Origin of the sequence: Pseudoglutamicibacter cumminsii (assembly GCF_016907775.1) — a bacterium.
GTDB lineage: Bacteria > Actinomycetota > Actinomycetes > Actinomycetales > Micrococcaceae > Pseudoglutamicibacter > Pseudoglutamicibacter cumminsii.
Genome location: NZ_JAFBCO010000001.1, coordinates 1,092,949 through 1,118,910 on the forward strand (window position 1 = coordinate 1,092,949; position 25,962 = coordinate 1,118,910).

Below are 25,962 nucleotides of genomic sequence, written 5' to 3' on the forward strand. Positions count from 1 at the left end.
CGGCGCGGGATGGTGCCGGCTTACGATGCGGGTGGCGCCGGTGGCGGCGGCAAGAAACCACGCGGGGTGGTGTTGTCTTCCGGTTCTTCCGTCGGCGCAGGGTCAGCTGGTGGTGCAGTGTTTGTTGGTGGAGCTGGCGGAGGTGGCAACTGTGGGGAAGCCGCGGGCTCAGCGTTAGGCGCGGCTGCGTCGTGGGCTGCGGGCACATCGGGAGTTGTGGGTTCAGCGTTAGCCGCGGGCTCGGCGTTAGGCGCAACCGCATCGTCGGCTTCCTTGCTGTGCGGGCCGGCGCTCTGAGCGATCTCCTGACCAACCTCAGCCGCGGCCGCCTCAACAACGCCGCGCATCGAAACCTTCTCGGAAACCGGGGCATCCAGGCCGACATCGTCCGGGACCTGCGGAGCCGGAATCACGGGCTGAGCCGCACGAATATGCGGGTCAGCGATCGCCTCAGCCTCATGCTCGGCGGCACGAACCGCGGCATAAATGTCCTCAGAATCAGCGCCGAGGCGCTTAGCGATCGCGGCATCAACCGCATCGGCATCAGGTTCCCAATCAGTAGGTTCCCAATCCGTGGGCTCCCACGAAGAATGAGGCTCGGGAATCTCAAGCTCGGCAGGAGCCGCATCGAACGGCTCAACATCCTCGGCCGGGCCAGGAGGAGTAGGAAGAGACATCGGGTACCCCCAATCGTTGACCTAACCCCAGAATACGGGGAATAAGGCGTGAGGGAAATGAGGAAAACCCGGCGGAGCGCCTAAACTAGGGAACATGACCAGCAACGAACGCGCACGCCTGCAACAGCTCATCAGCGACCTCGCCGTGGTGCGAGGCAAAGTGATCCTCTCCTCCGGGAAAGAAGCCGACTACTACGTTGATCTGCGGCGGGTGACGCTACACCACGAAGCCTCGATTTTGATTGGTCGTCAGCTGCTGGAAGCCTGCGACGACGCCGGTGTGAGCTTTGAGGCGGCTGGCGGGCTGACGATGGGCGCCGACCCAGTGGGTACTGCGATCATGCACGCGGCGCGGGAAGCGGGACGTGAGATTGACGCGTTCGTGGTGCGGAAGGCCGCGAAAGACTACGGCATGGGCCGGCAGGTTGAGGGGCCGGGCGTTGAGGGGCGCGACGTGCTGATCGTGGAGGACACGTCGACAACCGGTGGTTCCGCGCTTACCGCGGTGGAAGGTGTGTGGAAGGCGGGCGGCAACGTGGTTGCTGTAGCGGTGATCGTTGACCGTGACACCGGCGCCGCTGAACGCATCAAGGAAGAAGCCGGCGTGCCGTACATCGCGCTGTTCAGCAAAAACGACCTCGGCCTCTAACCTTTAGCAACAAGAGTGTCGAAAAACCTTTGGCAACGAGAGTGCTGAAATAACCTTTAGCACCGTAAGTGTCGAAATAGATTGTGGCTGCCGCCCCTTGCCGGGGCGGCAGCCACTTTTGTGTGCGGCTTATGTACGCGGATGGTTGCGGCAGGAAAATAGCAGCACTAGTGATGCCGAAGGTTAAATGCGGCTTGGGTTGGCTGCCGAATAACAGCACTCACGTTGCTGAAAGTTATTTCAGCGCTCAATCCGCTCAACGTTATTTCAGCAATTTCGTTGCCCAAGATTAGAAACCGGGCTAGATGACGCTGAACTTATGCCCCGCACGCAGCCGTGCTCGAGCGATCTGCACCATCAGCAAACCCACAACAGCCCACGCCAAGCCGCGAACCGCATCGAACGCAAGCAAAGACCACGCCACGCCCGAGTTCAAGCTACCCACCGCATCGACCACACCAGTCAGCGGGACCACCGCACTCAACGGGGCCAGCCACTGGGGGAACAACGCGACCGGCACAATCACGCCCGCCATAACCGGCACAACAGCGCCGGCGAACGCGGCACCCTGATACGGGTCAGACAACGCCAAACCGATGCCCGACATCGAAATCCCCAACAAGCCGCCCACCAGCAAAGCGCACAGCACCAACACGAACAGCCGTGCCACAACCGCCAAGCTAGCGTGTCCGGACATCACCGTGATCACCGTAAGGGAGGCCAGACCGGCAGGCAACGCGAGTAGCACCGGCATCACCAGCGACGCCAGCCAGTACGCGAGATCCACCCGCCGGTATTCATGCACAACCTGGAATACCCCGAGGTTCCGGTCGGTCGCGGTCTTGGAAACCACCCCGGAACACACGCCCAAGCCGATGCCCACCAGCGTGGACGCATACGCGGTACGCAGCACATCCATGGACCCGACGTCCTTGGCGAGCAGAACACTGAACAGGATCTCTAGCAGCGGGATCGCAAGCATCGACACCAGCAAGGTTCCGATGGTCGCGTACGCAATCGACGAGGCTAAAGAAACCCTGAAAGCCGCGGCGAAACGAGATGCGAAACTCATCTAGATCACCGCCAAGGTGCCAGCGGAACGGGCCTTGCGGATAGCTGATTTGCCGAGCCAGTACGATGCGACGAACCAGCACGCTGTCACGCCCAAGCCGATGAGCAGACGGAACATGACCGCACCTTCCGGGACTTGGCCCAACAAAACCTGGGTTGAGGCTGACAGCGGAATAATGTAGCTCAGCTCGTGTAATACCGGTGGCGCGTCTGTAGAAGTGAAAACAAGACCAGAAAGAATGAAAACAGGAATCAGAAGAAGCTCTTCATACGCAATAGCGTTCGGTGTCAGCACGAAAAGCGCTGCAATCACAAAAGAAATGCTGAGACATGAAACCCACAGCAACAGGATGCTGACCGCAACCGAGGCCCCTGAAACCGGGGGAGTGCCGTGGCCTACGTCAGTCGCAATCCACAGTAGACCCCACGCGAGCCAAGCGACCGCGAAGGATAGAAGCCCGAAAACCGAGGCCGCAGACACAACGGCAGCCGCCGGGGAAAGAACGTTGATGCGTGCACTGAATAGGTGGACAAGCGTGCCTTTGAACCGTTCGAACCCGAGGATTCCCGCGGCAACAGTGGTGGTGGTCCACATACCAACGATGCCGCTACGCATCCACGCAACCCACGCGTCGCCACCCCACGCATAGTAGGCGAGCGCTTGAATAGCGAGAATGCCGAGGGTCGATGTGGCCATCAGCGAAACGAAAAACGGAACCCGAGCGAACTCGCCCAGGTGGAAAGCAACCATACGGAAGTAGCGCATCATGGGCGTTTAAGCTCACCTGCCAATGACAAATAGGCTTCCTCAAGCGTGGGCTGACGGGTTACTAAATCGTTCGGTATTTCGATGCTGTGTTCCCGGAAAATACGCTGCACTTCAGCTTGAATCTGTGCGGGAGTTTGGCTGCTTTCCCAGAAAATAGTGAGCCCCCATCGTGCGCCTTTCGGGGACTGCCGCAACTCTTTTACGTGCGGGTGGGAGCGTAGCGCTTCGACGATCTCGGTGTCGCCTGCGTGGATTGTTGCAGTGGTTGTAGCGGTGACACCTGCGTAATTCACGACTTCCGTGAGCCCGCCTGTGAAGTGGATGCGGCCGGCGCCGATCACGGAAATGACATGGGACACGTCCTCAATCTCAGACATCGTGTGGCTGGTGAGGAAGACGGCGTGCCCGTTGTTAGCGAGATCCTTCAGTAGGGCACGGATGGATAGCGCGATGTCTGGGTCGAGCCCGTTTGTTGGCTCATCCATGACGAGCAGGGCTGGTTCGCCCAGAAGAGCGCGGGCGATGTGGAGGCGTTGAACCATGCCGCGCGAGAAGGAATTAACTTTCTGCTTGCCGTTTTTAGATAAACTGACAGCGTTAAGAACCCGTTCGGCTTCGGTGGCGATGTCTTTTGGTGGGATGCCTGCGACGTTGGCGAAGAAACGCAAGTTCTTGATAGCGCTCGCCCTAGGGTAGAAGCCGAGCTCACCGCCGAGCGCGAGTCCGACATCGCGGCGGGCCTGCTGTGATTGCGTTGCGACGTTGTGGCCATTGACGATGACGTCTCCCCAGGTTGGGTCCAGGATAGAGGCCGCCATTTTCACCAAGGTAGTTTTTCCTGCGCCGTTCGGGCCAATGAGCGCATGGATCTGGCCAGGTTCAACGGTGAATGAAACGTCACTGACTGCAGTGAACTTTCCCTTGTCATACGTCCGCGAAACGTTCCGGAACTCTAATGCGGGAACCTTCGAATCAGTAGAAATGTTCTTCCCCTATTGTGTTTTGCTGAAGTGGGTTTTGGTGAAGTTGGCGCTAAAGCTGTTGACCTTTTGTCAGCAGGTTTTCGACATGAGCGGTGAGTGCGGCAAACCGAGTGACCGTGAGCCGGGCTAGAAATAGTGTGGCACAGGTCATGCAGAGGTGTAAATACTCTGGCGGGACTGCGATGACGGTAGCGGCAGGAAAATAACAGCACTAGTGATGCCGAAGGTTAAACACGGCCCGGGTTGGCTGCCGAATAACAGCACTCACGTTGCTGAAAGTTATTTCAGTGCTCAATCCGCCGAACTGTATTTCAGCAATTTCGTTGCCCAAGATTAAATCGCTTGAGGCTGGCGGGAATGAAATGGCGCACTCAGCGGTTGCTATAATTGACACGTCAACAAACTTCAGGGTTTAAGCCCCGGCATCTAGGAGAAACCACCATGGAATTCGGTATCTTCACCGTCGGAGACCTCACCCCGGACCCCACCACCGGCAAAATCCAGACCGAACACGAACGTCTCCGGTCCATCCAGAAATACGCGATCAAAGCCGAAGAAGTTGGCCTCGACTTCTTCGCACAAGGCGAGCACCACAACCCACCTTTCGTCGTGTCCTCACCAACCACCAACCTCGCCTACATCGCCGCGAAAACCGAGCGCATCAAACTCACCACCTCAACAACCCTCATCACCACCAACGATCCCGTCCTCATCGCCGAGGACTACACGATGCTGCAGCACGTATCCGGCGGCCGCATCGACCTCATGATGGGCCGCGGCAACACCGGCCCCGTCTACCCGTGGTTCGGCAAAGATATCCGCCAAGGCATCCCACTCGCGATCGAGAACTACCACCTGCTGCGCAAACTCTTCCGCGAAGAAACCGTGAACTGGGAAGGTAAATTCCGCACCCCGCTCCACGGCTTCACGCTCGCGCCACGCCCACTCAACGACACCCCACCATTCGTGTGGCACGGCTCCATCCGCTCCCCAGAAATCGCAGAACAGGCCGCCTTCTACGGCGACGGCTTCTTCCACAACAACATCTTCTGGAACATGGAACACACCGCATCCATGGTCCAGCTCTACCGCGAACGCTACGAACACTACGGTCACGGCGGAGCCGAGCAAGCCATCGTCGGCCTGGGCGGCCACATCTTCGTAAGCGAAACCGAGAAGAAAGCCAAGGAATTCTTCCGTCCATACTTCGACAAGGCGCCCGTCTACGGTTACGGGCCGTCGCTTGAAGAGTTCACGCGGGACACGCCACTGACCGTCGGCACCGTGGATCAAGTGATCGAACGGACGCTTGGATTCGCCGATGCGGTGGGCGACTACCAGCGGCAAGGCTTCCTGATCGACCACGCAGGCCTGCCGGAAGAGGTTGTGTTGGAGCAGATCGAGATCCTCGGCCGCGAGATCGTGCCCGTGCTCCGCCGCGAATTCGAGGCGCGCAGACCTGCCGGCGTCCCGTCGCGGGCACCAAGCCACGAAGAGCTCGCCGCCCTGCCGAAGGATCACGACTACCACCAGGTCATCTCGTCGCCAGTCGCCCGCGCGGCAGAAGCCGCGAAGCGGGCCGAAGCGGCGGAGAGCAACAACTAAGAGGGGGAGACATGGCACTCAAACTTGTTGCAGTAACAGCGGGGCTTTCGCAGCCATCGAGCACCAGGCTTTTGACCGATCAGATCGTCAACGCCGTCCGCGCCTCGGTGACCGCGCGCGGCGAAGACGTTGAGGCAGAGGTCATTGAGGTTCGTGAGATCGCGCAAGATCTCACGCAGACGATGCTGACCGGCGGGATGCCGACCCCGAAACTCACTGAGGTGCGCGAAAAACTTGCGGCGGCCGATGGTGTTGTTGCGGTGACGCCGGTGTTCACCGCGAGCATGTCGGGGCTGTTTAAGATGCTGTTTGATTCGCTCGATGTGGATACGTTGCGGGGTGTTCCGGTGCTGGCGGCGGCGACGGCGGGGACGCCGCGGCACCAGCTGGTGATTGATCATGCGATGCGCCCGATGTTCGCGTACCTGCACACGACCGTGGTCCCGACTGGTGTGTTCGCGGCGACCGAAGATTTCGGGACGGCAGCGGGGAAGGGGCTTGCTGGACGTATTGCGCAGGCAGCGGATGAGCTCACCCAAGCGATGATGAGCTTCGGCAACACAGTTGCTGGTTTCACCGCAACGCAGCAGCCGGCCGGGAAGGGCGGGCGTCAGCGGACGTCCGGGAATGAGCTGACGGACGTGGTGGATTTCGCGACCCTGCTCGAGGGACACGACGGAACCCCAACTTCCTAACGCCTAACCCCACCAAATTAACCTTCGGCACAAAAATTGTAGTTATTTCGTTGGTAGTGCCGCTGCCGCTGGCAGCGGCAGGGGAGTAACAGCCGTGCCACGGGGCACGGCCACACCACCAAGGCACGCGGCCGCAGCAGACCAAGGCGCAGTGGCACCGGAACCCGCGGCGAAAAATAACAGCACTAGCGATGCCGAAGGTTAAAACGGGAGGGTGGCTGCGCAAAAATAGCAGCACTCACGTTGCTCAAGGTTGTTTCGGTTCTCGAACCGGGCTGCGTTATTTCAGCAATTACGTTGCCCAAGATTAAAACGGGGGACGTACAGTTGTATCCCGTGAGCGAGAACCAAACACCAGACGAGAACCAAACCCCCGAGCACGTCGTCGGCGTCGGCCCCTGGGAAGGCCCCCACCCCGAAGGCGACCACTGGGACCTCGAACTCCTCACCCACGGCGACCGCCGCAACGTCCTCGACGAATACCGCTACTGGAAACACGAAGCTATCGTCGCCGACCTCAACGCCCGCCGCCACCCGCTCCACATCGCCATCGAAAACTGGCAACACGACTTCAACATCGGCACCGTCGTCCGGAACGCCAACGCATTCAACGCCGCCGCCGTCCACATCGTAGGCCGCCGCCGCTGGAACCGCCGCGGCGCCATGGTCACCGACCGCTACATGACCGTCATGCATCACCCGACCGTCGAAGACTTCGTGGCCTGGGCCCGGCAAGAAAACATCCCGATCCTCGGGGTCGACATTTTCCCCGACTCCGTCCAACTGGAAACCTACAACCTCCCAGAACGATGCGTGCTCGTCTTCGGGCAAGAAGGCCCCGGCCTCTCCGAAGAAATGCGGTCAGCCGCGAAAGACACCCTCTCCATCGAACAATTTGGATCAACCCGCTCGATCAACGCCGGCGTCGCCAGCGGAATCGCGATGCACGCCTGGATCCGCCAGCACGTCTTTAACCAACACCCCTAAACGCCAGCCCGCGCGGTGTTTCACGCCACACTGCGCAACTCACCCCGCCCCGCGCCACCCCAGCGCTCCAACGCAGCGCTGCACCAGCGCGGGTCGGTAGCATAGAGGAAGACAGCGGCACCGCCTTCCAGCGGAACCGTTACGTGCGCACACGCCGGCCGGCACGCAAGACCACGCTGGCCAGCACATCGTGCGCCTAGACAGCCGCGCCAGCCCCTATATAGAAGGAGCCCACATGGGTGTTGCAACACCGGACCAGTACAACCAGATGCTCGACACCGCCAAAGCCGGCGGATTCGCTTACCCTGCGTTCAACGTGACCAGCTCCCAGACGGTTTCCGCGGCGCTCGCCGGCCTCGCGGAAGCAGGTTCTGACGGCATCCTGCAGATCTCCACCGGTGGCGCGCAGTACTTCTCCGGCTCCACCGTGAAGGACCGCATCGCAGGTTCACTCGCTTTCGTCGCGTATGTGCGTGAGGTCGCGAAGAACTACCCGATCACCGTCGCGCTGCACACCGACCACGCGCCACGCGAACAGATCGACTCGTGGGTCATGCCGCTCATCGAGGCCTCCAAGGCGGAGGTTCAGGCCGGCCGCGACCCACTGTTCAACTCCCATATGTGGGACGGCTCCGCTGAGACGCTGAGCGAAAACCTCCGCATCGCGCGCGAACTGCTCCCGCTCACCGCGGCGAACAAGCAGGTCCTCGAGGTTGAGATCGGCGTTGTCGGTGGCGAAGAAGACGGCGTTGAGAACGAGATCAACGAGAAGCTCTACACGACCATCGACGACGCCGCTGCAACGGTTGAGGCGCTCGGCTCCGGTGAGTTCGGCCGCTACATGACCGCTCTGACTTTCGGTAACGTTCACGGCGTTTACAAGCCGGGTAACGTCAAGCTCCGCCCTGAGCTGTTGAAGGAAATCCAGGACGAAATCGGCCGCCGCCTCGGCAAGGATAAGCCGTTCGACCTCGTGTTCCACGGCGGTTCCGGCTCCTCCGAGCAGGAGATCGCAGACGCGGTTTCCTACGGTGTCATCAAGATGAACATCGACACCGACACGCAGTACGCGTTCACCCGCCCAGTGGTTGAGCACATGTTCCGCAACTACGACGGCGTGCTCAAGATCGACGGCGAGGTCGGCAACAAGAAGCTGTACGACCCACGCTCGTGGGGTGCCGCGGCCGAGAAGTCGATGGCTGACCGTGTGGTTGAGGCGTGCCAGGACCTCGGCTCTGCTGGGAAGGCGATCAAGTAATGATTGGCCGTAACTTGTTAGGGATCCCGGAGACGCGGATCCCGGAAAACCCTGAGTTGATTGCCCGGTACGATGCGGGCGATGAGGCTGAGGATTTGGTGCGTCAGTTCCCTGCCGAGCAGCTTCCATGGGCTTTGATGGCCGAGGATGCTGCCGCCGATGGCCGCGACATTGAGGCGTACGCGTTTGCCCGGGTGGGTTACCACCGTGGACTGGATGCGTTGCGTCGCGCTGGCTGGAAGGGGCAGGGCCCGGTTCCTTACGAGCATGAGCCGAACCGTGGTTTCTTGCGTTGCTTGTACCAGTTGAAGCTCGCTGCCGAGCGGATTGGTGAAACCGAAGAGGTCCAGCGGATCAGCGATTTCTTGCGCGATTCGGACCCGGATGCGGAAGCGAAGCTCGCCGCCAACTAGCCCTCTTTTTAACCTTCGGCATCAAAATTGCTGCAAATTTATGCGAGAGCATTAATTTTTTTACAGCAATTTTGATGCCGAAGATGTTTAAACCGCGGTTTCGCGCCGCTTGCGGCGCGCCCGCATGACCCCGCTAGCTTGCGAAGGCGCTGATGCCCGTGAGCTTTTCGCCCAGGATCAGCGTGTGCACCTCGTCGGTGCCTTCATAGGTTCGCACCGACTCGAGGTTGTTCGCGTGCCGCAGCGGCGAATAATCCAACGTGATGCCGTTACCGCCGCACACCGTGCGCGCCTCCCGCGCAATCTCAATCGCGGTCTTGACGTTCGCTAGCTTCGCAACGGAAATCTGGTGGAACTCCAACGTCCCCTCATCCTTCGCCCGGCCCAACTGCAGAGCCAACAACTGGCCCTTATTCAGCTCGACCGTCATCCGCGCGAGCTTCTCCTGCGTCAACTGGAACGCCGCCAACGGCCGCCCAAACTGTTCACGCTCCAACGCATACCCCAGCGCCGCCTCAATCGAATCTCGCGCGGCACCCATCGCGCCCCACGCGATTCCGTACCGCGCCTCATTCAAGCACGCGAGCGGGCCACTCAACCCCTGAGCGCCCGGAAGCAACGCATCCGCGCCAAGCCGCACCCCATCCAGGGTGATGTCGCACTGCAACGAAGCGCGCATCGAAAGCTTCTGCGTGATCGGTGTGGCCACAAACCCTTCCGAATCAGTCGGCACAATGAACCCGCGAACCATCGAATCCACACCCGGCTTCACGCGGGCCTCATCCAAAACACCAGCTGCCGCTGCGTCCTCGTTGCTCACGTGCGCCCAAATCACCGCAACCTGCGCGATCGACGCCAGCCCGATCCACCGCTTAGCCCCATCCAGGACCCATTCGCCGTCAACCCAGCGGGCACGGGTAAGCATCGAGACCGGGTCGGATCCCGCGGTCGGCTCCGTCAACCCGAAACAACCAATCACCTCACCCGCCGCCATCCGTGGAAGCCACTGCTGCTTCTGCTCCTCGGAGCCATGCTTATAGATCGCCGACATCGCGAGCGAACCCTGCACCGAAACCACGGTGCGCAAACCAGAGTCCCCGGCCTCAAGCTCTTGCATCGCGAGCCCGTATTCGACCGCGGACCGCCCCGCGCACCCGTAGCCGCTCAGGTGCATCCCGAACAGCCCCTCGGCCGCCATTTTCGGCAGCAACTCAACCGGAAGTGTCGCGGAATCGAACCACTCGGCGATGTTCGGCCGGATCTCGGCGTCCACAAACGCCGCCACGCGGTCGCGGGTCTCGCGCTCGGTTTCGCTAAGCATCCCGTCGATGTTCATGAGGTCTGTCCGGTTGCGTGGCATGGGTTCCCTTCCGTGATGATGCCGATGCGGTACGTGCTGCGCCGCGGCCGTTGCGTTCGTGGTTGGTTGCGTTGGTGGTCAGCGCACGATGTGCTCTCAAGCAATCAGGTCTGTTGCGTGGGTCACATCCTAGGGTCCATCTTGCCACCGGATGGCGCGCGGCGGAAAACTAGGGCCGGGGCGCGCCGCTGGCGCCGGGCCGGGCAGTCGTGCTCGCGCCGCACCCCGGTCGCAGCCGCTCGTCACCGGTCGCGCCCACGGCGACCGTGCCTCGTGTCTGGACCTAAACTCCGTCTAGATTCTGGACAGCTCGGGTTCGCCGTGATGTCATGTGACTATGCTCACATCAGGTGCAGGTCAGGTTCGGGGCCGTGACGCGGCCCAGGCTAAAGCCCAAATGAAAGGCCCCTTGGAGGGTCTCGTCGTCGCGGATTTCACCCGTATTCTTGCGGGTCCGTATGCGACGATGTTGCTCGCTGACCTCGGCGCTACCGTCATTAAGGTTGAGTCTCCCAGCGGCGACGACACCCGCACGTGGCAACCCCCGGCCCGCGACGGCGAAGCCACCTACTACCTGGGCGTCAACCGCAATAAGCACGCAATCGCCCTGAACCTGAAAGACCCACACGACCTCGAAACCGCCCACCGCATCGTCGCCAAGGCCGACGTTTTCATGGAGAATTTCCGTCCCGGCGGCCTCAAACAGTTCGGCCTGGACCCGCAGAGTGTTCGAGACAAGCATCCGCACGTGGTCCACGCGAGCATCACTGGTTTCGGCTCCCGCGGCGGCGCGGACATGCCCGGCTACGACTTGCTGGCCCAAGCGACCTCTGGCTTTATGTCTCTCACCGGCGAACCTGACGGCGACCCGCAGCGCGGCGGCGTGGCGATCTTCGACATCATGGCTGGCCTTCACGCGGCCGTCGGCGTCCTCGCTGCCCTTCGTCAACGTGAACAGACCGGCCGCGGCCAGCACATTGAAGTCAACCTCTTGAGTTCTGCGCTGTCGGGGCTGGCGAATCAAACCTCGGGTTTCGTCGGCGCGGGCGCGGTCCCATTCCGGATGGGCAACGACCATCCGAGCCTGTTCCCGTACGGCCCGTTCATGTGTTCCGACCGGCATGTGGTGATTTGCGTGGGTAACGACCGCCAGTTCGCGTTGCTCGCCAAGGTGCTCGGCACGCCTGAGCTCGCGGAGAACGAGGACTACGCGACGATGCCCGCCCGCAACCGCAACCGGGATGCGTTGCGCCCCCTGCTTGAACAGCAGCTCGCGCGCGCCACGGCCGACGAATGGGCCGCAACCTTCCGCAAGGTGGGGCTTCCGGCGTCGCCGATCCTTGGGGTCGACGAGGGTGTTGCGTTTGCTGATTCGCTCGGCTTGGATCCGGTGATGACACCGGAAGGCAATCCCGATGGGGTGCCTACGGTGCGTACGCCGTTGTGGCTTTCGGACGCGGAGCCTGCGTATCACAAGGAGCCGCCACGGATAGATGAGGATCGTGATGCAATCTTGGCGTGGCTCAAAGACTAACCGCGCCACAGATCAGCCGGCGCCGGAACGCACGCGGCAGGCCCGTAAAGCGGGTTTCGCGGCGTTCATTGGCACGACCATCGAATGGTATGACTTCTACACGTATTCAACCGCGGCCGCCCTCGTTCTAGGGCCGCTGTTTTTCCCGGGGGAGCTCGGGGTTCTGGCGTCGTTCGCGACGTTCTGGGTTGGTTTCCTCGCCCGCCCTCTCGGAGGCGTGATTTTCGGCCACTGGGGTGACACGTTCGGCCGCAAGAACGCCCTCATCACAACGCTGTTGCTTATGGGCGGCTGCACGACTGCGGTCGGTTTGCTCCCAACCTACGATGTGGTGGGCTGGTGGGCGCCGGCTGCTCTGGTTGTTCTGCGGCTGGTGCAGGGCGTCGCGATGGGCGGCGAATGGGGCGGGGCCGTGGTGCTCGCCGCGGAGCACGCTCCCGGAAACCGCGGGATCTTGTACGCGGCGTTCGCGCAGCAAGGATCCCCAGCCGGAAACCTGTGCGCCTCTGGCGTGTGGCTTCTAGTTGCGATGCTTCCAGACGACGCGTTTTTCACGTGGGGCTGGCGCGTCCCGTTCCTCATATCCGCGGCACTCGTAGCGATCGGCTTGTGGATCAGGGTCTCGGTTGACGAATCGCCTGCGATGATGCGCGGCAACCTCCACCGCCATGATGATGACCTGGCCACCGCGCCGGCTCGTGCCTCAAGCACCGCCACCGCAATCAAGCCTGCGCCAGCCGGCAACCCCACGAAGCCCGGGTCGCGAGCTCGCCGCGAGGCTCCCATCGTGACGTTGTTCCGGGAGCATAAGGCGATGGTTTTGTGGGGCGTGGGCGCGAGCGTTTTGGCGACCACGGTCACGTATTTCAAGGCTACGCTCGCGCTTTCGTGGGCCACGGATGCGGGCTTGTTCTCTCGGCAGGGTTTCCTGGCGATGGTCACGGCGGCCTTGGTGGTGCAGTTCTGTGTTCAGCCGCTGGGTGCGCTGTTGGTGCATCGTGCGAAGGAGCGCGGCCGCGTCCGCCGTACGGTCGCCGCGATGCTGAGCCCTGAGATCGTGTTGCTTCCGCTCATGTTCGTTCTGATCAGCACGGGCAACCCGGTGCTTGCGCTCGCGGGGATTTTCGCGGTGACCGTCCCGCACGCGCTGTATTTCTCAGCACTCGCGGGCTTGCTCTCGGAATCATTCCCGCCCGAGGTCCGGTACACGGGCATTTCGTTGAGTTATCAGGTCGCTTCATCGGTGTTCTCGGGATCGGCCCCGCTCATCGGGTCCGCGATGCTCACGATGACCAGCGGGCACATCTGGCCTGTTGCGGTGATGGCGTCGTCGTTCGCCGTATTGACGTTGGTTTCGGCTCTCAAGCTGTGTGGTTCTGGGATTGATAGAATCAGGGAGTAAGACCCTCAGCCGAAAGCGCGCGCTGGCGCGTGCGCCGACGATGAGGGTGTTTCCCTGCCAACGCACTAGAAGAAATGTGCGCGAGGAGTAGATGCATGCCGGCCGTCGTTATTGTTGGCGCCCAGTGGGGCGATGAAGGCAAAGGCAAAGCAACCGACCTGATAGGTGGTCGTGTTGATTACGTTGTGAAACCGAATGGCGGTAACAACGCAGGTCACACCGTTGTGGTGGGTGGTGAAAAGTATGAGCTCAAGCTCATCCCGGCAGGTATTTTGGCCCCGAACGTGATCCCTGTTTTGGGTAACGGTTGCGTTGTGAACCTTGAGGCGCTCTTCGAGGAGATCGATGCGCTTGAGGCCCGCGGCGCGGACACGTCGCGTTTGCGTGTTTCCGCGAACGCTCACTTGGTTGCCCCGTACCACCAGACTCTGGATAAGGTCACGGAACGCTTTCTGGGTAAGCGCGCGATCGGCACCACTGGCCGCGGCATCGGCCCAACCTACATGGATAAGATCGGCCGTCTCGGCATCCGCGTCCAGGACATCTTCGATGAATCGATTCTGCGTCAGAAGATCGAGGGCTCGCTGCGTCAGAAGAACGAACTCCTGGTCAAGGTGTATAACCGCCGTGCGGTGACGGTCGAGGAGATTGTCGAATATTTCTTGAGCTTCGCTGACCGCCTGCGCCCGATGGTGATCGACGCTGAGCTCGAACTCAACAAGGCGCTCGATGAGGGCAAGGTTGTTCTCATGGAGGGCGGCCAGGCGACGTTCTTGGACGTGGACCACGGAACGTACCCGTTCGTGACGTCCTCGAACCCAACCGCCGGCGGCGCGTCCGTGGGCGCGGGCATCGGCCCGACCCGCATCCAGCGTTCGATCGGCATCATCAAGGCGTACACGACCCGCGTGGGTGCCGGCCCGTTCCCGACCGAGCTGTTCGATGACATGGGCGAGCGCTTGCGCACCGTGGGTGGCGAGTTCGGCGTCAACACGGGCCGTCCGCGCCGCACCGGCTGGTACGACGCCGTGATGGCTCGCTATGCGTCCCGCGTGAACGGCTTCACCGACTACTTCCTGACCAAACTCGACGTTTTGACCGGTATCGAGAAGATCCCGGTGTGCGTCGCATACGACGTTGACGGTGTGCGCCACGACGAAGTCCCGATGACGCAGTCCGAGTTCCATCACGCTAAGCCGATCTTCGAGTACTTCGATGGCTGGACCGAGGACATTTCGAGCGCTCGTACGCTCGATGACCTTCCAGAGAATGCCCGTAAATACGTCAAGGCGCTCGAGGAGATGTCCGGCTGCCGCTTCTCCGCGATCGGTGTGGGTCCGGACCGTGACGCGACCATCGTCGTGCGCGATCTGATCGGCCCGGTTGAGGACAACTGAGCCTGAAGTCAACTGACCCCATCGGGCCCTGAAAAGACCGTTACTAACATGTGAAGCCAGCGTGCATAGAGCGTTTGTTCTATGCACGCTGTGCTTTACCCCTGAGTGTGTAGAGTAGGCCTCACACCGCTTGTTGCAGACAGCAAGGAGAACGCGATGAAGATTTCCGTTGGCCAGTTCAGCCCGACCGCCGATGTCTTCGAGAACCTCGAAACATTGGATAAGTTGGCGCGGCAGGCCGCCTCTGAGAAGGCGGACATGATCGTGTTCCCAGAGGAATCGATGCTGTCGCTGGTTCAGGCTGGCGATGATTTCGCTGACCTCGTTGAGAAGGGGTGGGAGCGTTTCGCCCGCCAGGTTGGTTTGATCGCTGCGAGCCACGGCATCGCTGTTGTGGTGGGCGGCTATGAGCCGAATGCGAACGGCAAGCCGTACAACACGTTGCTGGCTGTGGATGCGCATGGCGCGGAGCTAGAGACGTACCGCAAGATCCACTTGTATGACGCGTTCACGTTCAAGGAGTCGAACCGTATTTCCGCTGGCGACCCGTCGCAGGTTGCGACGTTCAAGTATGGGAACCTGACGTTCGGGATGATGACGTGCTACGACGTTCGTTTCCCTGAGCTCGCCCGCAACCTCGCGTTGGCTGGCGCTGATGTTCTGTTGGTTCCGGCGGCGTGGTACAAGGGCGAGAACAAGATTGACCACTGGCAGACGCTGCTGAAGGCTCGCGCTGTGGAGAACACGGTGTGGGTTGTCGCCGCGGGCACGGCGTCGAATCAGACGATCGGCTACTCGGTCATTCTGGATCCGTTGGCGCAGCCTGTCGCGTACCTTGAGGACGAGCCGTACGCCTTGGTCACGGGCAAGGTTGGCCGCAAGAAGCTCAAGAACGTGCGTGAATACTTGCCGGTTCTTGAGAATCGTCGCCTTGGGGTCGATGCGCCAAAGGCATGATCGTTGACCGCGGGCCAGCCGCGGCATCAGCTCTGCCCTGACTCAGGGCAGAGCCAGCCCCATCGTGAGAAAGCTACATCCAGTCTTTCTTTTTGAAGACGATGAACAGGAACAAAGCGAATCCGAACATTGCCGCGAGCGCGAGCGGGTAGCCGAAGCTCCATTCGAGCTCGGGCATGTTGGTGAAGTTCATGCCGTAGATCGCGCCGATGAGCGTGGGCGCAAAGATGATAGCCGCCCAGCCGGAGATCTTCTTCATGTCTTCGTTTTGACGCTGCGAAACAAGCGTCGCGTTGACCTGCAGGATCTGGTTCAGCGCGTCGCGTAGTTCGGCGATGTCCGGGATGATCTGTGACAGGTGGTCGGAGACGTCGTCGAGGTACATCCGCAGTTCGGTGTCGGTCCCGTAACGCGTGGTACCGATCAGCAAGCGGCGGATCACGGTCGCCAAACCGTTAGACATTTGGCGTAGCTCGATGATCTCGCGCGACAGGCGGTAAATACGCTCGGCAGCCGCAGGGTCGCCCGAGAACACCTGCCGCTCAATTTCCTCTTTGTCAGTCTCGAGACCACGCAGCACGGGGCCGTATCCGTCAACAACCGCATCGAGCACTGCGTGTAGCACGGCTTCAGGGCCGTGCTGGAGGAGCTCGTTTTGTTCGCCGAAGCGGTGCTCAAGCCGGAAACCTTTCGCCTGCCACGCGCGCACCGCCGCCTGGTCCTGGCACAGAACCGCCACCTGGTTGCCGCGCATCAAGAGGTTGAATTCGCCGAACACGACTTCCTCGATGTCATCCTGATATGCGACGGAGTGGGTCACGACGAATAAGGTGTCGCCTTGCCGCTCCGCTTTAGCGCGCTGCGACGGCGCCTGCAGATCCTCGAGCAGCAGCGGGTGCAGATCCCAGGCTTCGGCGAGCTCTTCGATCTGCTCATCGGTCGGCTTGTCCATCGAGATCACGACGATCTGATCAGGGTGCTCCTCGGAGTACTTGCCTGCAGTCTCGATGGTGTGGGCGCCGGTCAGCGGGAACGCGCCTTCGCTGTCGAAAGAGACAGCACGGATGTTGTCCTTCGGTACGTGAGGGGTCCGTGAAGCAACAGGGATGCGCTTACTACTCGAACGCGCCGGGAAAGGGGGCAGGCCGAGCTTGGAGCGAATCTTGTTGCGTGCAGACATGACTCTATTCTGGCACCAGTTCCGCCAGTTGCCTGTCAGCACGCCGCACGGTGACGCCTGCAACATCGAACATGAACCGCGCCGCGTAGACACGTCACAAGCTCTCCGCGGCGGCCGCGGCTACGCGCGCAGCTGCCGCTTGGAGGAGATGACCCCGGTGTCGAAGCCTGCGAGGTGGAGCCCGCCGTGGAAGCGTGCGTGCTCGATCTTGATGCACCGGTTCATCACAGCAGCGAGCCCGCCGGCCTCCGCGATGCGGGCGGCCTCCTCGTTCCACAGGCCCAGTTGCGCCCAGAACACCTTTGCGCCCACGCGCACGGCTTCCTCAGCCACGCTCGGGAGGTCTTCGTTGCGGCGGAACGCAACCACGACGTCGGGCACCTCTGGCAGGTCATCGAGGCTTGGATAGACCGGCTCACCCAACAGCTCGGTGGCTCGCGGGTTGATGAAGTACAGCTTGTACGGCGCGGAAGACTGCAGGTAGGTCGCCACGAAGTACGCCGCGCGGGCGGGATTCGTGGAGGCGCCGACGATCGCAACGCTCTTCGCGGCACGCAACAGGTTCAGCCGCTGCGGGGCGGACGGGCCAACCCACGTGCTGTTCGCTTCAGTAGTGGCGGTTTCGTTGCTCATTACGCTTCCTCCTCGCTCACAGCACCGTTCACGGCGGCTTCCAACGCTTGGTCGAGGTCCCAGATGATGTCCTCAACATCCTCAAGGCCCACGGAAATACGGATCAGGTCTTCACCGATCCCGCCAGCAGCGAGCTGTTCGGCGCTGAGCTGCTGGTGCGTCGTGGACGCCGGATGCAACACGAGGGTCTTCGCGTCGCCGATGTTGGCCAGGTGGCTTGCGAGCTGCAGGTTCGCGATGAACTCGGCCCCGACGTCGCGCCCACCCTTGACGCCAAAGCTGAACACGGAACCCACGCCGTTCGGCAGCAGCTGCTTGCCGCGCTCGTGGTAGGCGTGGTCTTCGAGGCCGGCGTAGGAGACCCACTCGATGCGGTCGTCGTCAGCGAGCCACTGTGCGACCTTGCGGGCGTTAGCGATGTGCGCGTCCATGCGCTGCGGCAGGGTTTCGATGCCGATGAGCAGTTGCCACGCGGACTGCGGCGCCAGGGAAGCGCCGATGTCACGCAACTGTTCGTTGCGCAGCTTGGTGAGGAAACCGTACTCGCCGAAGTTACCCCACCATGACAAGTCGCCGTAGGACGGGACCGGCTCGGTCATGGACGGGAAGTTTCCGTTGCCCCAGTTGAAACGGCCGGATTCAACGACGACGCCGCCCAGCGTGGTGCCGTGGCCGCCCAGGAACTTGGTGGCTGAGTGGATCACGATGTCCGCGCCGTGCTCGAGCGGACGGAAAATGTACGGCGGGGTCAGGGTCGAGTCCACGACCAGCGGGACGCCGTGTTCGTGGGCGAGGGCGCCAAGGCCCTCGATGTCGGTGATGACCCCGGATGGGTTCGCTACGACCTCGGTGTAGAGAACCTTGGTGTTCGGTTGGATCGCGGCGGCGAAATCCTCGACCTCGGTCGAGTCGATGAACGTGGTCTCGACTCCGAAGCGGCGCAGCGTGACGTCGAGCTGGGTCACGGTTCCGCCGTACAGCTTCGAGGAAGCGACCACGTGATCGCCGGCCTGGCACAGCGCGGCGAAGGTGATGAACTCGGCGGCCATACCCGATGACGTCGCAACCGCGCCGATGCCGCCCTCAAGCGAAGCCACGCGTTCCTCGAACGCCGCGACCGTAGGGTTAGCGATACGCGAATACACGTTCCCGTACTTTTGGAGCGCGAACAGCGTTGCCGCATCGTCCGCGTTTTCAAAGACGAACGACGTCGTGTTGTACAGCGGGACAGCACGCGAACCGTGCTCTGAATCAGGGGTAGCGCCCGCATGCAGGGCACGGGTACGGAAACCGAATTGACGGTCGGCAGAAGACATGGAACTCCTTTAATCCATCGATCCCGGCATGAGCACCATTCGCTGCAGCGGTGGTGCTGCGTCGATGGTTGCTGCGGTGTCACAGGGCCAGGTCCCTCGACCGCTCTAGATGGTCAGCCACCATTATGCGCACTCACCACAGCCAGGGCAAACGCATGTGACGTACTAAGGCGCGCAGGTAATAGTGTGGCCGGCATAAGCTGGGACTATGACCACGAGCCCAAATCACATCCCCTCACTAGCGCTCGTCCGCCACGGGCAGACCGACTGGAATAAAGAACGCCGTTTCCAGGGGAGCAGCGAGGTGCCGCTCAACGCGACCGGCATCGAGCAGGCCCGCGCCGCCGCAGAAACCTTGCGAACTGACGCGGCATCACGATGGGGTAGCCCGTGGGACGTCATCCTCACCTCCCCGCAACTCAGGGCACGCGAAACCGCGGAGATCATCGCTGAACACCTCGGACTCGGGGCGCCGCGCGTTGTCGCCGGGCTCAAGGAACGCTCATACGGGCCCTACGAAGGCCGCGCCTACGGCGACCTCGACAAAGAGACCTTCACCTACCTCTTCCCAGCGCACCTACCCAACGTCGAAGAGGTCGAGGCCCGCGGTAAAGAGCTCGGAATCCTCGAAGGAGTCGAAACCTCCAAAGATGCAGGCCACCGTGCCGCATCAGCGCTCGCCGAAACGCTCAGGGGCAACCCCGGCCAGCGCATCGTTGCAGTCTCCCACGGCTCAACCACGCGCTGCCTCCTCAACACCCTGGACGAGTGGAACATCAGCAACCCTGGCCTAAGTAACTGCGACATCCGCTACCTCACCCCAGCCCAAGAAGCCCACCTGCACCACATCCGCAACGCACTGCCCTAACCCGGCGCTACATCACAGCCCGGCCCTGCGTCACAAGACTGACCCACTACACTTGCTGTGACGCCGTTCACGGATGCAAGCCAAGGAATTCCATCATGAGCACAGCCAATTCGACTACGGCACACGAGCCGATCCCAGCAGAACTCAACGAGCAGGTCGTGAGGTTGCGCCGCTATTTGCACGCGAATCCGGAGCTGGACCGGCACCTGCCAGTGACCCAAGCGGCGGTTCTGGATGCGCTCGAAGGAACCGAAGGGATCGAGCTGCACACGGGGGAAGCGCAATCCTCCGTGACGGCGGTCCTGCGCGGCGCCGCGCCGCTGCCTGAAGGCACCCGCCGCCCTGTGGTCCTGCTTCGCGGTGACATGGACGCGTTGCCGGTAACGGAAGAAACCGGGCTCGAATATTCGCCGACCGAAGCCGGGAAGATGCACGCGTGCGGCCACGACATGCACACCGCTGGCCTCGTGGGTGCCCTGCTGTACCTTGCGCAGCGCCGCGAAGAACTCACCGCCGATGTGGTGGGCATGTTCCAGCCGGCCGAAGAAACCGCTGGCGGCGCCAAAATCATGATCGAGGAGGGCCTGCTCGAAGCCGCTGGCCAGCCAGTCGATGAAGCGTACGCGATCCACGTGTACGCCGACCGCTACGCGCATGGAACGTTCGTCTCCAAGCCGGGGACCATCCAGTCCGGATGCGACGACCTCGTCATCACGGTCCACGGCAAAGGCGGCCACGGATCCGCCCCACACCAAGCCGCAGACCCGGTGCCTGTCGCGGCAGAGATCGTCCTCGGCTTGCAGACCATGGTGACCCGCCAGTTCGACCCGTTCGACCCCGTCGTCGTGACGGTTGGATCGATCAAGGCGGGTTCAGCGGCGAACATTATCCCGTCCACCGCAACTATCGAAGTCACGCTGCGTTCCTTTAGCCCGGCTTCCCGCGAAAAGCTCGTGCCGGCGGTCAAACGCGTCGCGGAAGGCATCGCGGAAGCGCACGGTATGAGCGCAAGCTACAGCGTCGAATGCGACTTCCCGGTGACGGTGAACTCCGCCGAACATGTCGATTACGTCGCGGAGACCGCGCGCGAGCTGTTCGGAGAGCACGCTTATCGGGATCTTCCACGCACCGAAGCCGGATCGGAAGACTTTTCCGAGGTGCTCGAGCGTGTACCGGGCGCCTACATTTTCCTGGGCGCCGTGACCCAAGGCGAAGACCCCACTACGGTGCCGGGCAACCACTCGCCTCACGCGATCTTTGATGACCGCGTGCTCGGGCGCGGAGTACGGCTGTTCGCGGAGCTCGCGCTACGCCGCGGGCCCGTCGCGCAGTAACTACACGACGCAGCAACGACCTGGCCGGAGTAACGACCAGCCCGCGACGTGCGGGTCCACGGCCCTGATGAGCCGCGGACGCGAACATCTAGTAGTGGTAGGTATCCGATGGGGCAGGGGCCGGATCGGATGCCTTCCGCCAGTGCACGTTGTAGGCCTTCGCAAGCTCCAGGATCTTGTTCGCGCGGGAAAGACGCGGAAGGTCGGAGCCGTTGCGGATCTCGCCCCCGTCTTCCTCGAATTCCGCGAGGAACTCGTGCGCCCACGCAACGTCCTCGCCGGAAGGAGAGAGGCCCTCGTTGATGGTCGCGGTCTGCTCCGGAACCAGGCACAGCTTGCCGGTCATGCCGAAATCAGTCGTGACCGCGGCGGCTTCTGCGAGCTTGAGACCCGTCGTGCCCACGGTTGGGCCGTCGATCGGGCCCGGAAGGCCGGTCGCTCGGGACGCGATCGTGAACTGCGAACGCGCATAAGCGAGCGCCATCGGGCCGTCACCCATACCGGTATCGCGCCGGAAATCACCGATCCCGAACGCCAAACGATACGTGCCCTTCGCCGCGGCGATCGAATCAATACGCTGCAAGCCACGCGCCGTCTCAACCAAAGCAACCACAGGGATCCCCGGGAGCCGACGTGCGGTCTCGTTGACATGGTCGGTCGACTCAACCATCGCAAGGATCACGCCCGCCAGGCCGCCCTCAGCCACAGGGCCGCCCACGGCGGCCGGCAGCGTGCGAGTTAGAGCCTCAACATCGCCTTCCCAGTACTTGGTCGCATAGCCGTTCATGCGCACCCAAGCCGTGTGGCCCGTCGTCAGCCATTCGACCGCGGCTTCACGGGCGGCAGCCTTATCCTTGGGAGCGACGGCGTCTTCGATGTCCAAAACCACCACATCGGCGGCGGATTCTTCAGCCTCAGCGAAGCGATCAGGGTGCGCAGCGTTCGTCAAAAGCCACGAACGAGCGAGGTCCGGGCCGATCTTCTGACCAGCGGCGGTAGGGATCTGTGCAGGGAAAATAGGAGCCATGACCTCACGCTACTGAGTCTGGCGCTTCTTAACCCACGTTGTGACAACATATATCGCCGAAATCAACGCAATCCACACAGCGCCCGCGATGAGCGAGACCCGCGTACCTGGGAACCACGCCATCAAACCGATCACCAGAACCAAGAACGAGCCCGCGAAGATCGGGGTGATCGGCCACAACGGAACCGGGAACTCAAGGTCCTTCTTAGGGACGCCCTCGCGGCGCAGTTTGATGCGCATCGCGGTGTGGGACAGCAGAACCATGCACCACAGCCACGTGATCGCGAACGCACCAACCGAAGCGACGACAGCGAAAGCCGACTCCGGCATGAGGAAGTTCAAAACCACGCCTACGGTCAGTGCGCCCATCATGAGCAGCGCCGCAGCCCACGGAACGCCCTTACCCGTGGTCCGTGTGAACGCTCGTGGCGATTGCCCCAAGTGAGCCATACCGAACAACATACGGCCGGCACCATACGAGTTCGCGTTGATCGCGGAGATCGCGGCCGTGAGCACCACAACGTTCAAGATGTGCTGAGCCGCCGGAATGCCCAGCGCCGCGAAAATCTGCACGAAAGGTGAAGTGTCCGAGCTCATGTGGTTCCACGGAACCAGCGTCATGATGACGCCCAAAGCGAGAACATAGAACAGCAGGATACGGATCGGAACAGAGTTCACGGCGCGTGGGATCGCGGTGTGCGGATCATTGGCTTCACCCGCGGTCACGGCGATGGTCTCAATGCCACCGAAACTGAACACGACCATCGTGAGGCACGCCAAAATACCCATCACGCCGTTAGGTGCCAAGCCGCCGTGATCGAAGAGGTTATGAAGGCCCGGGGTGGCCTCGCCCGGCACGCTCATGCCGAAGATCAGGATCGCGATGCCGCCGAGGATCATCGCGATAACGGCGCCGACCTTGATGATCGACATCCAGAACTCCATCTCACCGAACACCTTGACGTGCCGGGTGTTGATGCCCGCGATCAGCAACACGACCGCCGCAGCCCAGATCCATTGAGGCGCGTTAGGGAACCACAACCCCATATAGACGGACACCGCGGTAACGTCCGCGATGGAGACGACGAGCATGCAGAACACGTACGTCCAGCCGGTCGTGAACCCCAGATAGCGTCCGAGGTACCGGGTCGCGTAGTCAGAAAACGCGCCGGCGACGGGGTTGCGCACCGCCATCTCACCCAAGGCGCGCATCACGATGAACACCGCGGCACCTGCCACGATGTAGGCGAGCAGAACGATGGGGCCAGCGGCCTTGATAGCGTCCGCTGACCCATAGAACAGCCCGGTTCCGATCGCGGAACCGAGCGCCATGAACTGGATGTGGCGCCCGGTCAGGCCTTTGGAGAGGGATGTCTGTTCAGCCTGCTGCCCGGCCTGCTCAGCCTGCTGCCCGGCCTGCTCAGCCTGCAGCCCGGCCTGAGGTGAAGCGTCGGTTTCTGACGACGTGTCTCTGCTAGAACGCATGCATCGAGACTAGGCCGATCAGTGACGCAATGCACATTCACATTGGGGGTCCTGCAGTCCGCCCATCGAAGTTTGGACGAACTGATCTCAAATCAGCTTAAATCGCGCATTTTCTCGGGTGTGGGATGTGCTCGCGCGAGTGCCGTGTATGCCCGCACCGCCAGCTAGCTCCGGGCGGCTTCCAGGACGTCCGGGATGCATTCTTCGTTCCGCAGGCTCGTGGTGTCGCCGAGCTGTTCGCCGGTGCACGCCTGGGTCAGGATGCGTCGCATGATCTTGCCGGAACGGGTTTTCGGTACGTCGGGCACAAGGATGATGCGGGCCGGCTTGGCGATGGGGCCGATCCCCTTGGTTACGGTGTCGCGCAACCGTTGCGTGAACTCCGCGACAGCGTCCTTGTCGGCGGACTCGCCGAGCAAGCTCTGATCCGCCGGGACAACGAATGCGTTGGCCGCGTGGCCGGTCTTCGCGTCCGGTACGGGGCACACGCCGGCCTCCACGACGCCGGGGTCGGTCACGAGTGCGGACTCGATTTCGATGGTCGAGAGGCGGTGACCCGAGATGTTGATGACGTCGTCGGTGCGTCCGAGAATCCAGGTGTCGCCGTCGGCATCGATTTTCGCGCCGTCGCCTGCGGTGAACCAACCGTATTCGGCGTAGGCCTTCCAGTAGGAGGTGTACCAGCGTTTCGGATTGCCCCACACGGTGCGCGCCATGGATGGCGGGAACTGGGTGAGCACGATGTTGCCTTGGGTTCCGGCCGGGGTTGGGTTGCCTTGGTCGTCGACGACCACGGTTGCGACTCCTGGCATGTCACGTCCTACGCTGCCGGGCTTAACGGTGGTTGCGTCAGGCCGCGGTGTGAGGATGGTGGAGCCGGTTTCTGATTGCCACCACGTGTCGACCATGCTGATGCCGCGCTCAGGCTCCCCGGTTTCGGGGTTGGCTGGCTGGTAGGTGTCGCGGCCGATCTGTTGGCGCAGCCAGCGGGCGGCCTCTGGGTTGACGGCTTCACCCACCGTTCCGCCGAGGCGGATGCTCGAGAGGTCGTATTCGGCCGGGATGCCGTCTGGGAACCAGCCCATGAGCGATCGTACGAGGGTTGGTGCGGTGTAGTAGGAGGTCACGCCGTAGCGTTGGATGACTTCGAAGTGCCGGCCAGGGTGTGGTGCGTTCGGTACGCCTTCGTAGATAACCTGCGTCGCGCCGGCCCCCAATGGTCCGTAGATTTCGTAGGTGTGGGCGGTGACCCACGCGAGGTCTGCGGTGCACCAGTGCACGTCGCCCGCGCGTTGCTCTGGGGCCGGGTGGGCGAAGATCTGGTTGTAGGTGGCTACTGCTCCGGTGAGGTAGCCGCCCGTCGTGTGCACAAGGCCTTTCGGTTTCCCTGTGGTTCCAGAGGTGTACATGATGAACATCGGGTTTTCCGCATCGAACGCTTCCGCTGTGTGCTCGCGCGGCTGGCGCGGAACGATCTGGTCCCACCAGATGTCGCGCCCTTCGGTCCACGGGATGTCGCGGTGGCCGGTGCGGTCGATCACGAGCACGTGCTCAAGCTGATTGTCGCCGGACGCGGCTTCGTCCGCGATGTCTTTGACGGGCACGGCTTTGCCGCGGCGGTACTGGCCGTCGCTCGTGACGAGCAGTTTGGCGCGGGTGTCTTCGATGCGGAAGCGCAGTGCTTCCGCGCTGAAGCCACCGAAAACGAGCGAATGCACAGCCCCGATGCGTGCGCAAGCAAGCGTGATGACGATGGTCTCGACGAGCACCGGAAGATAGACCACGACGCGGTCGCCGCGGCCGATGCCGAGTTCCGTGAGCGCGTGGGCGGCTTGCGAGACTTCCTCGGTGAGTTCGCGGTAGGTCACGGTGCGGCGGTCGCCGGGCTCGCCTTCGAAGTAGAGCGCGACCTTGTCCCCATTGCCTGCCGCTACGTGGCGGTCTGCGCAGTTGACGGCGGCGTTGAGGGTGCCTCCCGCGAACCAAGTTTGCTGGAGCCCTTCCTGAGTTTCAGGGTTGGGAGGGGTCAGCGTGTGCACGGTGTCCCAAGGGGTCTCCCAGGTGAGCTGGGCGGCCTGTTCCGCCCAGTACGCCTGATGTTCTTCGGCGCTGAGCTGCCTGGCGTCGAGCTGTGCTGTGTCCTGTGATGCGTCCTGTGCGGAGGCGGCTTGATGCGCGGGTGTTGACGTCAATGTCATGCTTTGTCACTCCATCGATCCTGGCGTGAGCACCATGCCCGTCGTAACCGGGGTGGTTGCTGCGGCGTCGTAGAGCCAGATCTCTCAGCCGCTCTGGATGGTTGTGGTGTCCATAGTGGGTGACGAAGGCGGCCTCACGCAAATCAGGTGGGCGTGTGTGTCAT

General features: G+C 62.2%; 23 protein-coding genes and 2 riboswitches. Of the genes, 12 read left to right on the forward strand and 11 right to left on the reverse strand.

The genetic code is table 11. From position 1 onward, the window contains the following. Window positions 1-20: 20 nt before the first annotated feature. A complete protein-coding gene (locus JOD50_RS05060) occupies window positions 21-677 on the reverse strand; it encodes a hypothetical protein (protein ID WP_204880653.1) in 657 nt (218 codons plus the stop codon). A gap of 94 nt (window positions 678-771) precedes the next feature. Here JOD50_RS05060 and pyrE point away from each other — a divergent pair, with 94 nt between their 5' ends. Next, window positions 772-1,326: an orotate phosphoribosyltransferase gene (pyrE, locus tag JOD50_RS05065; protein WP_204880654.1), complete on the forward strand. Its 555-nt coding sequence runs from the start codon at window positions 772-774 to the stop codon at window positions 1,324-1,326. Between the two features lie 301 nt (window positions 1,327-1,627). Here the strand turns inward: pyrE and JOD50_RS05070 are convergent, their stop codons facing one another. From JOD50_RS05070 to JOD50_RS10515, 3 genes are read right to left on the reverse strand one after another with little or no spacing between them, the layout of a single operon-like run. Continuing rightward, entirely contained in the window at window positions 1,628-2,398 is a 771-nt protein-coding gene (locus tag JOD50_RS05070) for an ABC transporter (RefSeq protein WP_204880655.1), read from the reverse strand. After that, window positions 2,399-3,166 (reverse strand): ABC transporter permease, encoded by a 768-nt coding sequence (locus tag JOD50_RS05075; RefSeq protein WP_204880656.1) that lies wholly within the window; start codon window positions 3,164-3,166, stop codon window positions 2,399-2,401. Beyond that, window positions 3,163-4,149: an ATP-binding cassette domain-containing protein gene (locus JOD50_RS10515; RefSeq protein ID WP_204881549.1), complete on the reverse strand. Its 987-nt coding sequence runs from the start codon at window positions 4,147-4,149 to the stop codon at window positions 3,163-3,165. The genes JOD50_RS05075 and JOD50_RS10515 overlap by 4 nt, the downstream gene beginning before the upstream one ends. 441 nt (window positions 4,150-4,590) lie before the next feature. Here JOD50_RS10515 and JOD50_RS05085 point away from each other — a divergent pair, with 441 nt between their 5' ends. From JOD50_RS05085 to JOD50_RS05105, 5 genes are all read left to right on the forward strand, one after another. Continuing rightward, window positions 4,591-5,754, forward strand: a complete 1,164-nt coding sequence (locus JOD50_RS05085; RefSeq protein WP_204880657.1) for a CE1758 family FMN-dependent luciferase-like monooxygenase — start codon at window positions 4,591-4,593, stop codon at window positions 5,752-5,754. A gap of 11 nt (window positions 5,755-5,765) precedes the next feature. Then, entirely contained in the window at window positions 5,766-6,449 is a 684-nt protein-coding gene (locus JOD50_RS05090) for an FMN reductase (RefSeq protein WP_204880658.1), read from the forward strand. Between the two features lie 327 nt (window positions 6,450-6,776). Then, entirely contained in the window at window positions 6,777-7,436 is a 660-nt protein-coding gene (locus tag JOD50_RS05095; protein WP_204881550.1) for a TrmH family RNA methyltransferase, read from the forward strand. A 235-nt stretch (window positions 7,437-7,671) separates the two neighbouring features. Further along, window positions 7,672-8,694: a class II fructose-bisphosphate aldolase gene (fbaA, locus tag JOD50_RS05100; protein WP_101629763.1), complete on the forward strand. Its 1,023-nt coding sequence runs from the start codon at window positions 7,672-7,674 to the stop codon at window positions 8,692-8,694. After that, complete coding sequence (locus tag JOD50_RS05105; protein ID WP_204880659.1) at window positions 8,694-9,107, forward strand: DUF3151 domain-containing protein; 414 nt, start codon at window positions 8,694-8,696, stop codon at window positions 9,105-9,107. Before fbaA ends, JOD50_RS05105 begins: the two co-directional genes overlap by 1 nt. A gap of 133 nt (window positions 9,108-9,240) precedes the next feature. On the opposite strand, the gene JOD50_RS05110 is transcribed toward JOD50_RS05105, so the two are convergent. Next, window positions 9,241-10,467: an acyl-CoA dehydrogenase family protein gene (locus JOD50_RS05110; protein ID WP_204880660.1), complete on the reverse strand. Its 1,227-nt coding sequence runs from the start codon at window positions 10,465-10,467 to the stop codon at window positions 9,241-9,243. Window positions 10,468-10,864: 397 nt separating this feature from the next. Between JOD50_RS05110 and JOD50_RS05115 the strand changes: the two genes are divergently transcribed. The 4 genes from JOD50_RS05115 (at window position 10,865) to JOD50_RS05130 (ending at window position 15,757) form a co-directional block, all read left to right on the forward strand. Further along, window positions 10,865-12,001: a CaiB/BaiF CoA transferase family protein gene (locus tag JOD50_RS05115; protein ID WP_204880661.1), complete on the forward strand. Its 1,137-nt coding sequence runs from the start codon at window positions 10,865-10,867 to the stop codon at window positions 11,999-12,001. Further along, entirely contained in the window at window positions 11,973-13,403 is a 1,431-nt protein-coding gene (locus JOD50_RS05120; protein WP_204880662.1) for an MFS transporter, read from the forward strand. Before JOD50_RS05115 ends, JOD50_RS05120 begins: the two co-directional genes overlap by 29 nt. 95 nt (window positions 13,404-13,498) lie before the next feature. After that, window positions 13,499-14,800, forward strand: a complete 1,302-nt coding sequence (locus JOD50_RS05125) for an adenylosuccinate synthase (protein ID WP_204880663.1) — start codon at window positions 13,499-13,501, stop codon at window positions 14,798-14,800. A gap of 156 nt (window positions 14,801-14,956) precedes the next feature. Beyond that, window positions 14,957-15,757 (forward strand): carbon-nitrogen hydrolase family protein, encoded by an 801-nt coding sequence (locus JOD50_RS05130; RefSeq protein ID WP_204880664.1) that lies wholly within the window; start codon window positions 14,957-14,959, stop codon window positions 15,755-15,757. A 73-nt stretch (window positions 15,758-15,830) separates the two neighbouring features. Here JOD50_RS05130 and JOD50_RS05135 read toward each other — a convergent pair whose 3' ends face one another. The 3 genes from JOD50_RS05135 to JOD50_RS05145 form a co-directional block, all read right to left on the reverse strand. After that, window positions 15,831-16,937, reverse strand: a complete 1,107-nt coding sequence (locus JOD50_RS05135) for a magnesium and cobalt transport protein CorA (protein WP_204880665.1) — start codon at window positions 16,935-16,937, stop codon at window positions 15,831-15,833. Between the two features lie 120 nt (window positions 16,938-17,057). Beyond that, window positions 17,058-17,570, reverse strand: a complete 513-nt coding sequence (locus JOD50_RS05140; protein ID WP_204880666.1) for a CoA-binding protein — start codon at window positions 17,568-17,570, stop codon at window positions 17,058-17,060. Continuing rightward, entirely contained in the window at window positions 17,570-18,886 is a 1,317-nt protein-coding gene (locus JOD50_RS05145; RefSeq protein WP_204880667.1) for an O-acetylhomoserine aminocarboxypropyltransferase/cysteine synthase family protein, read from the reverse strand. Before JOD50_RS05145 ends, JOD50_RS05140 begins: the two co-directional genes overlap by 1 nt. An 11-nt stretch (window positions 18,887-18,897) precedes the next feature. Beyond that, window positions 18,898-19,002: riboswitch (SAM riboswitch) on the reverse strand. Between the two features lie 92 nt (window positions 19,003-19,094). On the opposite strand from JOD50_RS05145, the gene JOD50_RS05150 reads away from it, so the two are divergent. Together JOD50_RS05150 and JOD50_RS05155 are read left to right on the forward strand one after the other, a co-directional pair. Beyond that, window positions 19,095-19,754, forward strand: coding sequence for a histidine phosphatase family protein (locus JOD50_RS05150; protein ID WP_204880668.1), 660 nt, complete (start codon window positions 19,095-19,097; stop codon window positions 19,752-19,754). 95 nt (window positions 19,755-19,849) lie between these two features. Beyond that, window positions 19,850-21,088, forward strand: a complete 1,239-nt coding sequence (locus JOD50_RS05155; RefSeq protein ID WP_204880669.1) for a M20 metallopeptidase family protein — start codon at window positions 19,850-19,852, stop codon at window positions 21,086-21,088. An 88-nt stretch (window positions 21,089-21,176) separates the two neighbouring features. On the opposite strand, the gene JOD50_RS05160 is transcribed toward JOD50_RS05155, so the two are convergent. The 3 genes from JOD50_RS05160 to acs form a co-directional block, all read right to left on the reverse strand. Continuing rightward, window positions 21,177-22,115, reverse strand: coding sequence for an HpcH/HpaI aldolase/citrate lyase family protein (locus JOD50_RS05160; RefSeq protein ID WP_204880670.1), 939 nt, complete (start codon window positions 22,113-22,115; stop codon window positions 21,177-21,179). A gap of 9 nt (window positions 22,116-22,124) precedes the next feature. Then, window positions 22,125-23,600: an amino acid permease gene (locus tag JOD50_RS05165; protein ID WP_204880671.1), complete on the reverse strand. Its 1,476-nt coding sequence runs from the start codon at window positions 23,598-23,600 to the stop codon at window positions 22,125-22,127. 164 nt (window positions 23,601-23,764) lie between these two features. Continuing rightward, window positions 23,765-25,798 (reverse strand): acetate--CoA ligase, encoded by a 2,034-nt coding sequence (acs, locus tag JOD50_RS05170; protein ID WP_204880672.1) that lies wholly within the window; start codon window positions 25,796-25,798, stop codon window positions 23,765-23,767. 8 nt (window positions 25,799-25,806) lie between these two features. Further along, window positions 25,807-25,902, reverse strand: a riboswitch (SAM riboswitch). Window positions 25,903-25,962 lie beyond the last annotated feature (60 nt).

What these genes read in the sequence shown, in the direction of transcription:
- JOD50_RS05060 (WP_204880653.1), bottom strand. Translation starts at nt 677, where the DNA reads ATGTCTCTTCCTACTCCTCCTGGCCCGGCCGAGGATGTTGAGCCGTTC.
- pyrE (WP_204880654.1), top strand. Translation starts at nt 772, where the DNA reads ATGACCAGCAACGAACGCGCACGCCTGCAACAGCTCATCAGCGACCTC.
- JOD50_RS05070 (WP_204880655.1), bottom strand. Translation starts at nt 2,398, where the DNA reads ATGAGTTTCGCATCTCGTTTCGCCGCGGCTTTCAGGGTTTCTTTAGCC.
- JOD50_RS05075 (WP_204880656.1), bottom strand. Translation starts at nt 3,166, where the DNA reads ATGATGCGCTACTTCCGTATGGTTGCTTTCCACCTGGGCGAGTTCGCT.
- JOD50_RS05085 (WP_204880657.1), top strand. Translation starts at nt 4,591, where the DNA reads ATGGAATTCGGTATCTTCACCGTCGGAGACCTCACCCCGGACCCCACC.
- JOD50_RS05090 (WP_204880658.1), top strand. Translation starts at nt 5,766, where the DNA reads ATGGCACTCAAACTTGTTGCAGTAACAGCGGGGCTTTCGCAGCCATCG.
- fbaA (WP_101629763.1), top strand. Translation starts at nt 7,672, where the DNA reads ATGGGTGTTGCAACACCGGACCAGTACAACCAGATGCTCGACACCGCC.
- JOD50_RS05105 (WP_204880659.1), top strand. Translation starts at nt 8,694, where the DNA reads ATGATTGGCCGTAACTTGTTAGGGATCCCGGAGACGCGGATCCCGGAA.
- JOD50_RS05110 (WP_204880660.1), bottom strand. Translation starts at nt 10,467, where the DNA reads ATGCCACGCAACCGGACAGACCTCATGAACATCGACGGGATGCTTAGC.
- JOD50_RS05115 (WP_204880661.1), top strand. Translation starts at nt 10,865, where the DNA reads ATGAAAGGCCCCTTGGAGGGTCTCGTCGTCGCGGATTTCACCCGTATT.
- JOD50_RS05120 (WP_204880662.1), top strand. Translation starts at nt 11,973, where the DNA reads ATGCAATCTTGGCGTGGCTCAAAGACTAACCGCGCCACAGATCAGCCG.
- JOD50_RS05125 (WP_204880663.1), top strand. Translation starts at nt 13,499, where the DNA reads ATGCCGGCCGTCGTTATTGTTGGCGCCCAGTGGGGCGATGAAGGCAAA.
- JOD50_RS05130 (WP_204880664.1), top strand. Translation starts at nt 14,957, where the DNA reads ATGAAGATTTCCGTTGGCCAGTTCAGCCCGACCGCCGATGTCTTCGAG.
- JOD50_RS05135 (WP_204880665.1), bottom strand. Translation starts at nt 16,937, where the DNA reads ATGTCTGCACGCAACAAGATTCGCTCCAAGCTCGGCCTGCCCCCTTTC.
- JOD50_RS05140 (WP_204880666.1), bottom strand. Translation starts at nt 17,570, where the DNA reads ATGAGCAACGAAACCGCCACTACTGAAGCGAACAGCACGTGGGTTGGC.
- JOD50_RS05145 (WP_204880667.1), bottom strand. Translation starts at nt 18,886, where the DNA reads ATGTCTTCTGCCGACCGTCAATTCGGTTTCCGTACCCGTGCCCTGCAT.
- JOD50_RS05150 (WP_204880668.1), top strand. Translation starts at nt 19,095, where the DNA reads ATGACCACGAGCCCAAATCACATCCCCTCACTAGCGCTCGTCCGCCAC.
- JOD50_RS05155 (WP_204880669.1), top strand. Translation starts at nt 19,850, where the DNA reads ATGAGCACAGCCAATTCGACTACGGCACACGAGCCGATCCCAGCAGAA.
- JOD50_RS05160 (WP_204880670.1), bottom strand. Translation starts at nt 22,115, where the DNA reads ATGGCTCCTATTTTCCCTGCACAGATCCCTACCGCCGCTGGTCAGAAG.
- JOD50_RS05165 (WP_204880671.1), bottom strand. Translation starts at nt 23,600, where the DNA reads ATGCGTTCTAGCAGAGACACGTCGTCAGAAACCGACGCTTCACCTCAG.
- acs (WP_204880672.1), bottom strand. Translation starts at nt 25,798, where the DNA reads ATGACATTGACGTCAACACCCGCGCATCAAGCCGCCTCCGCACAGGAC.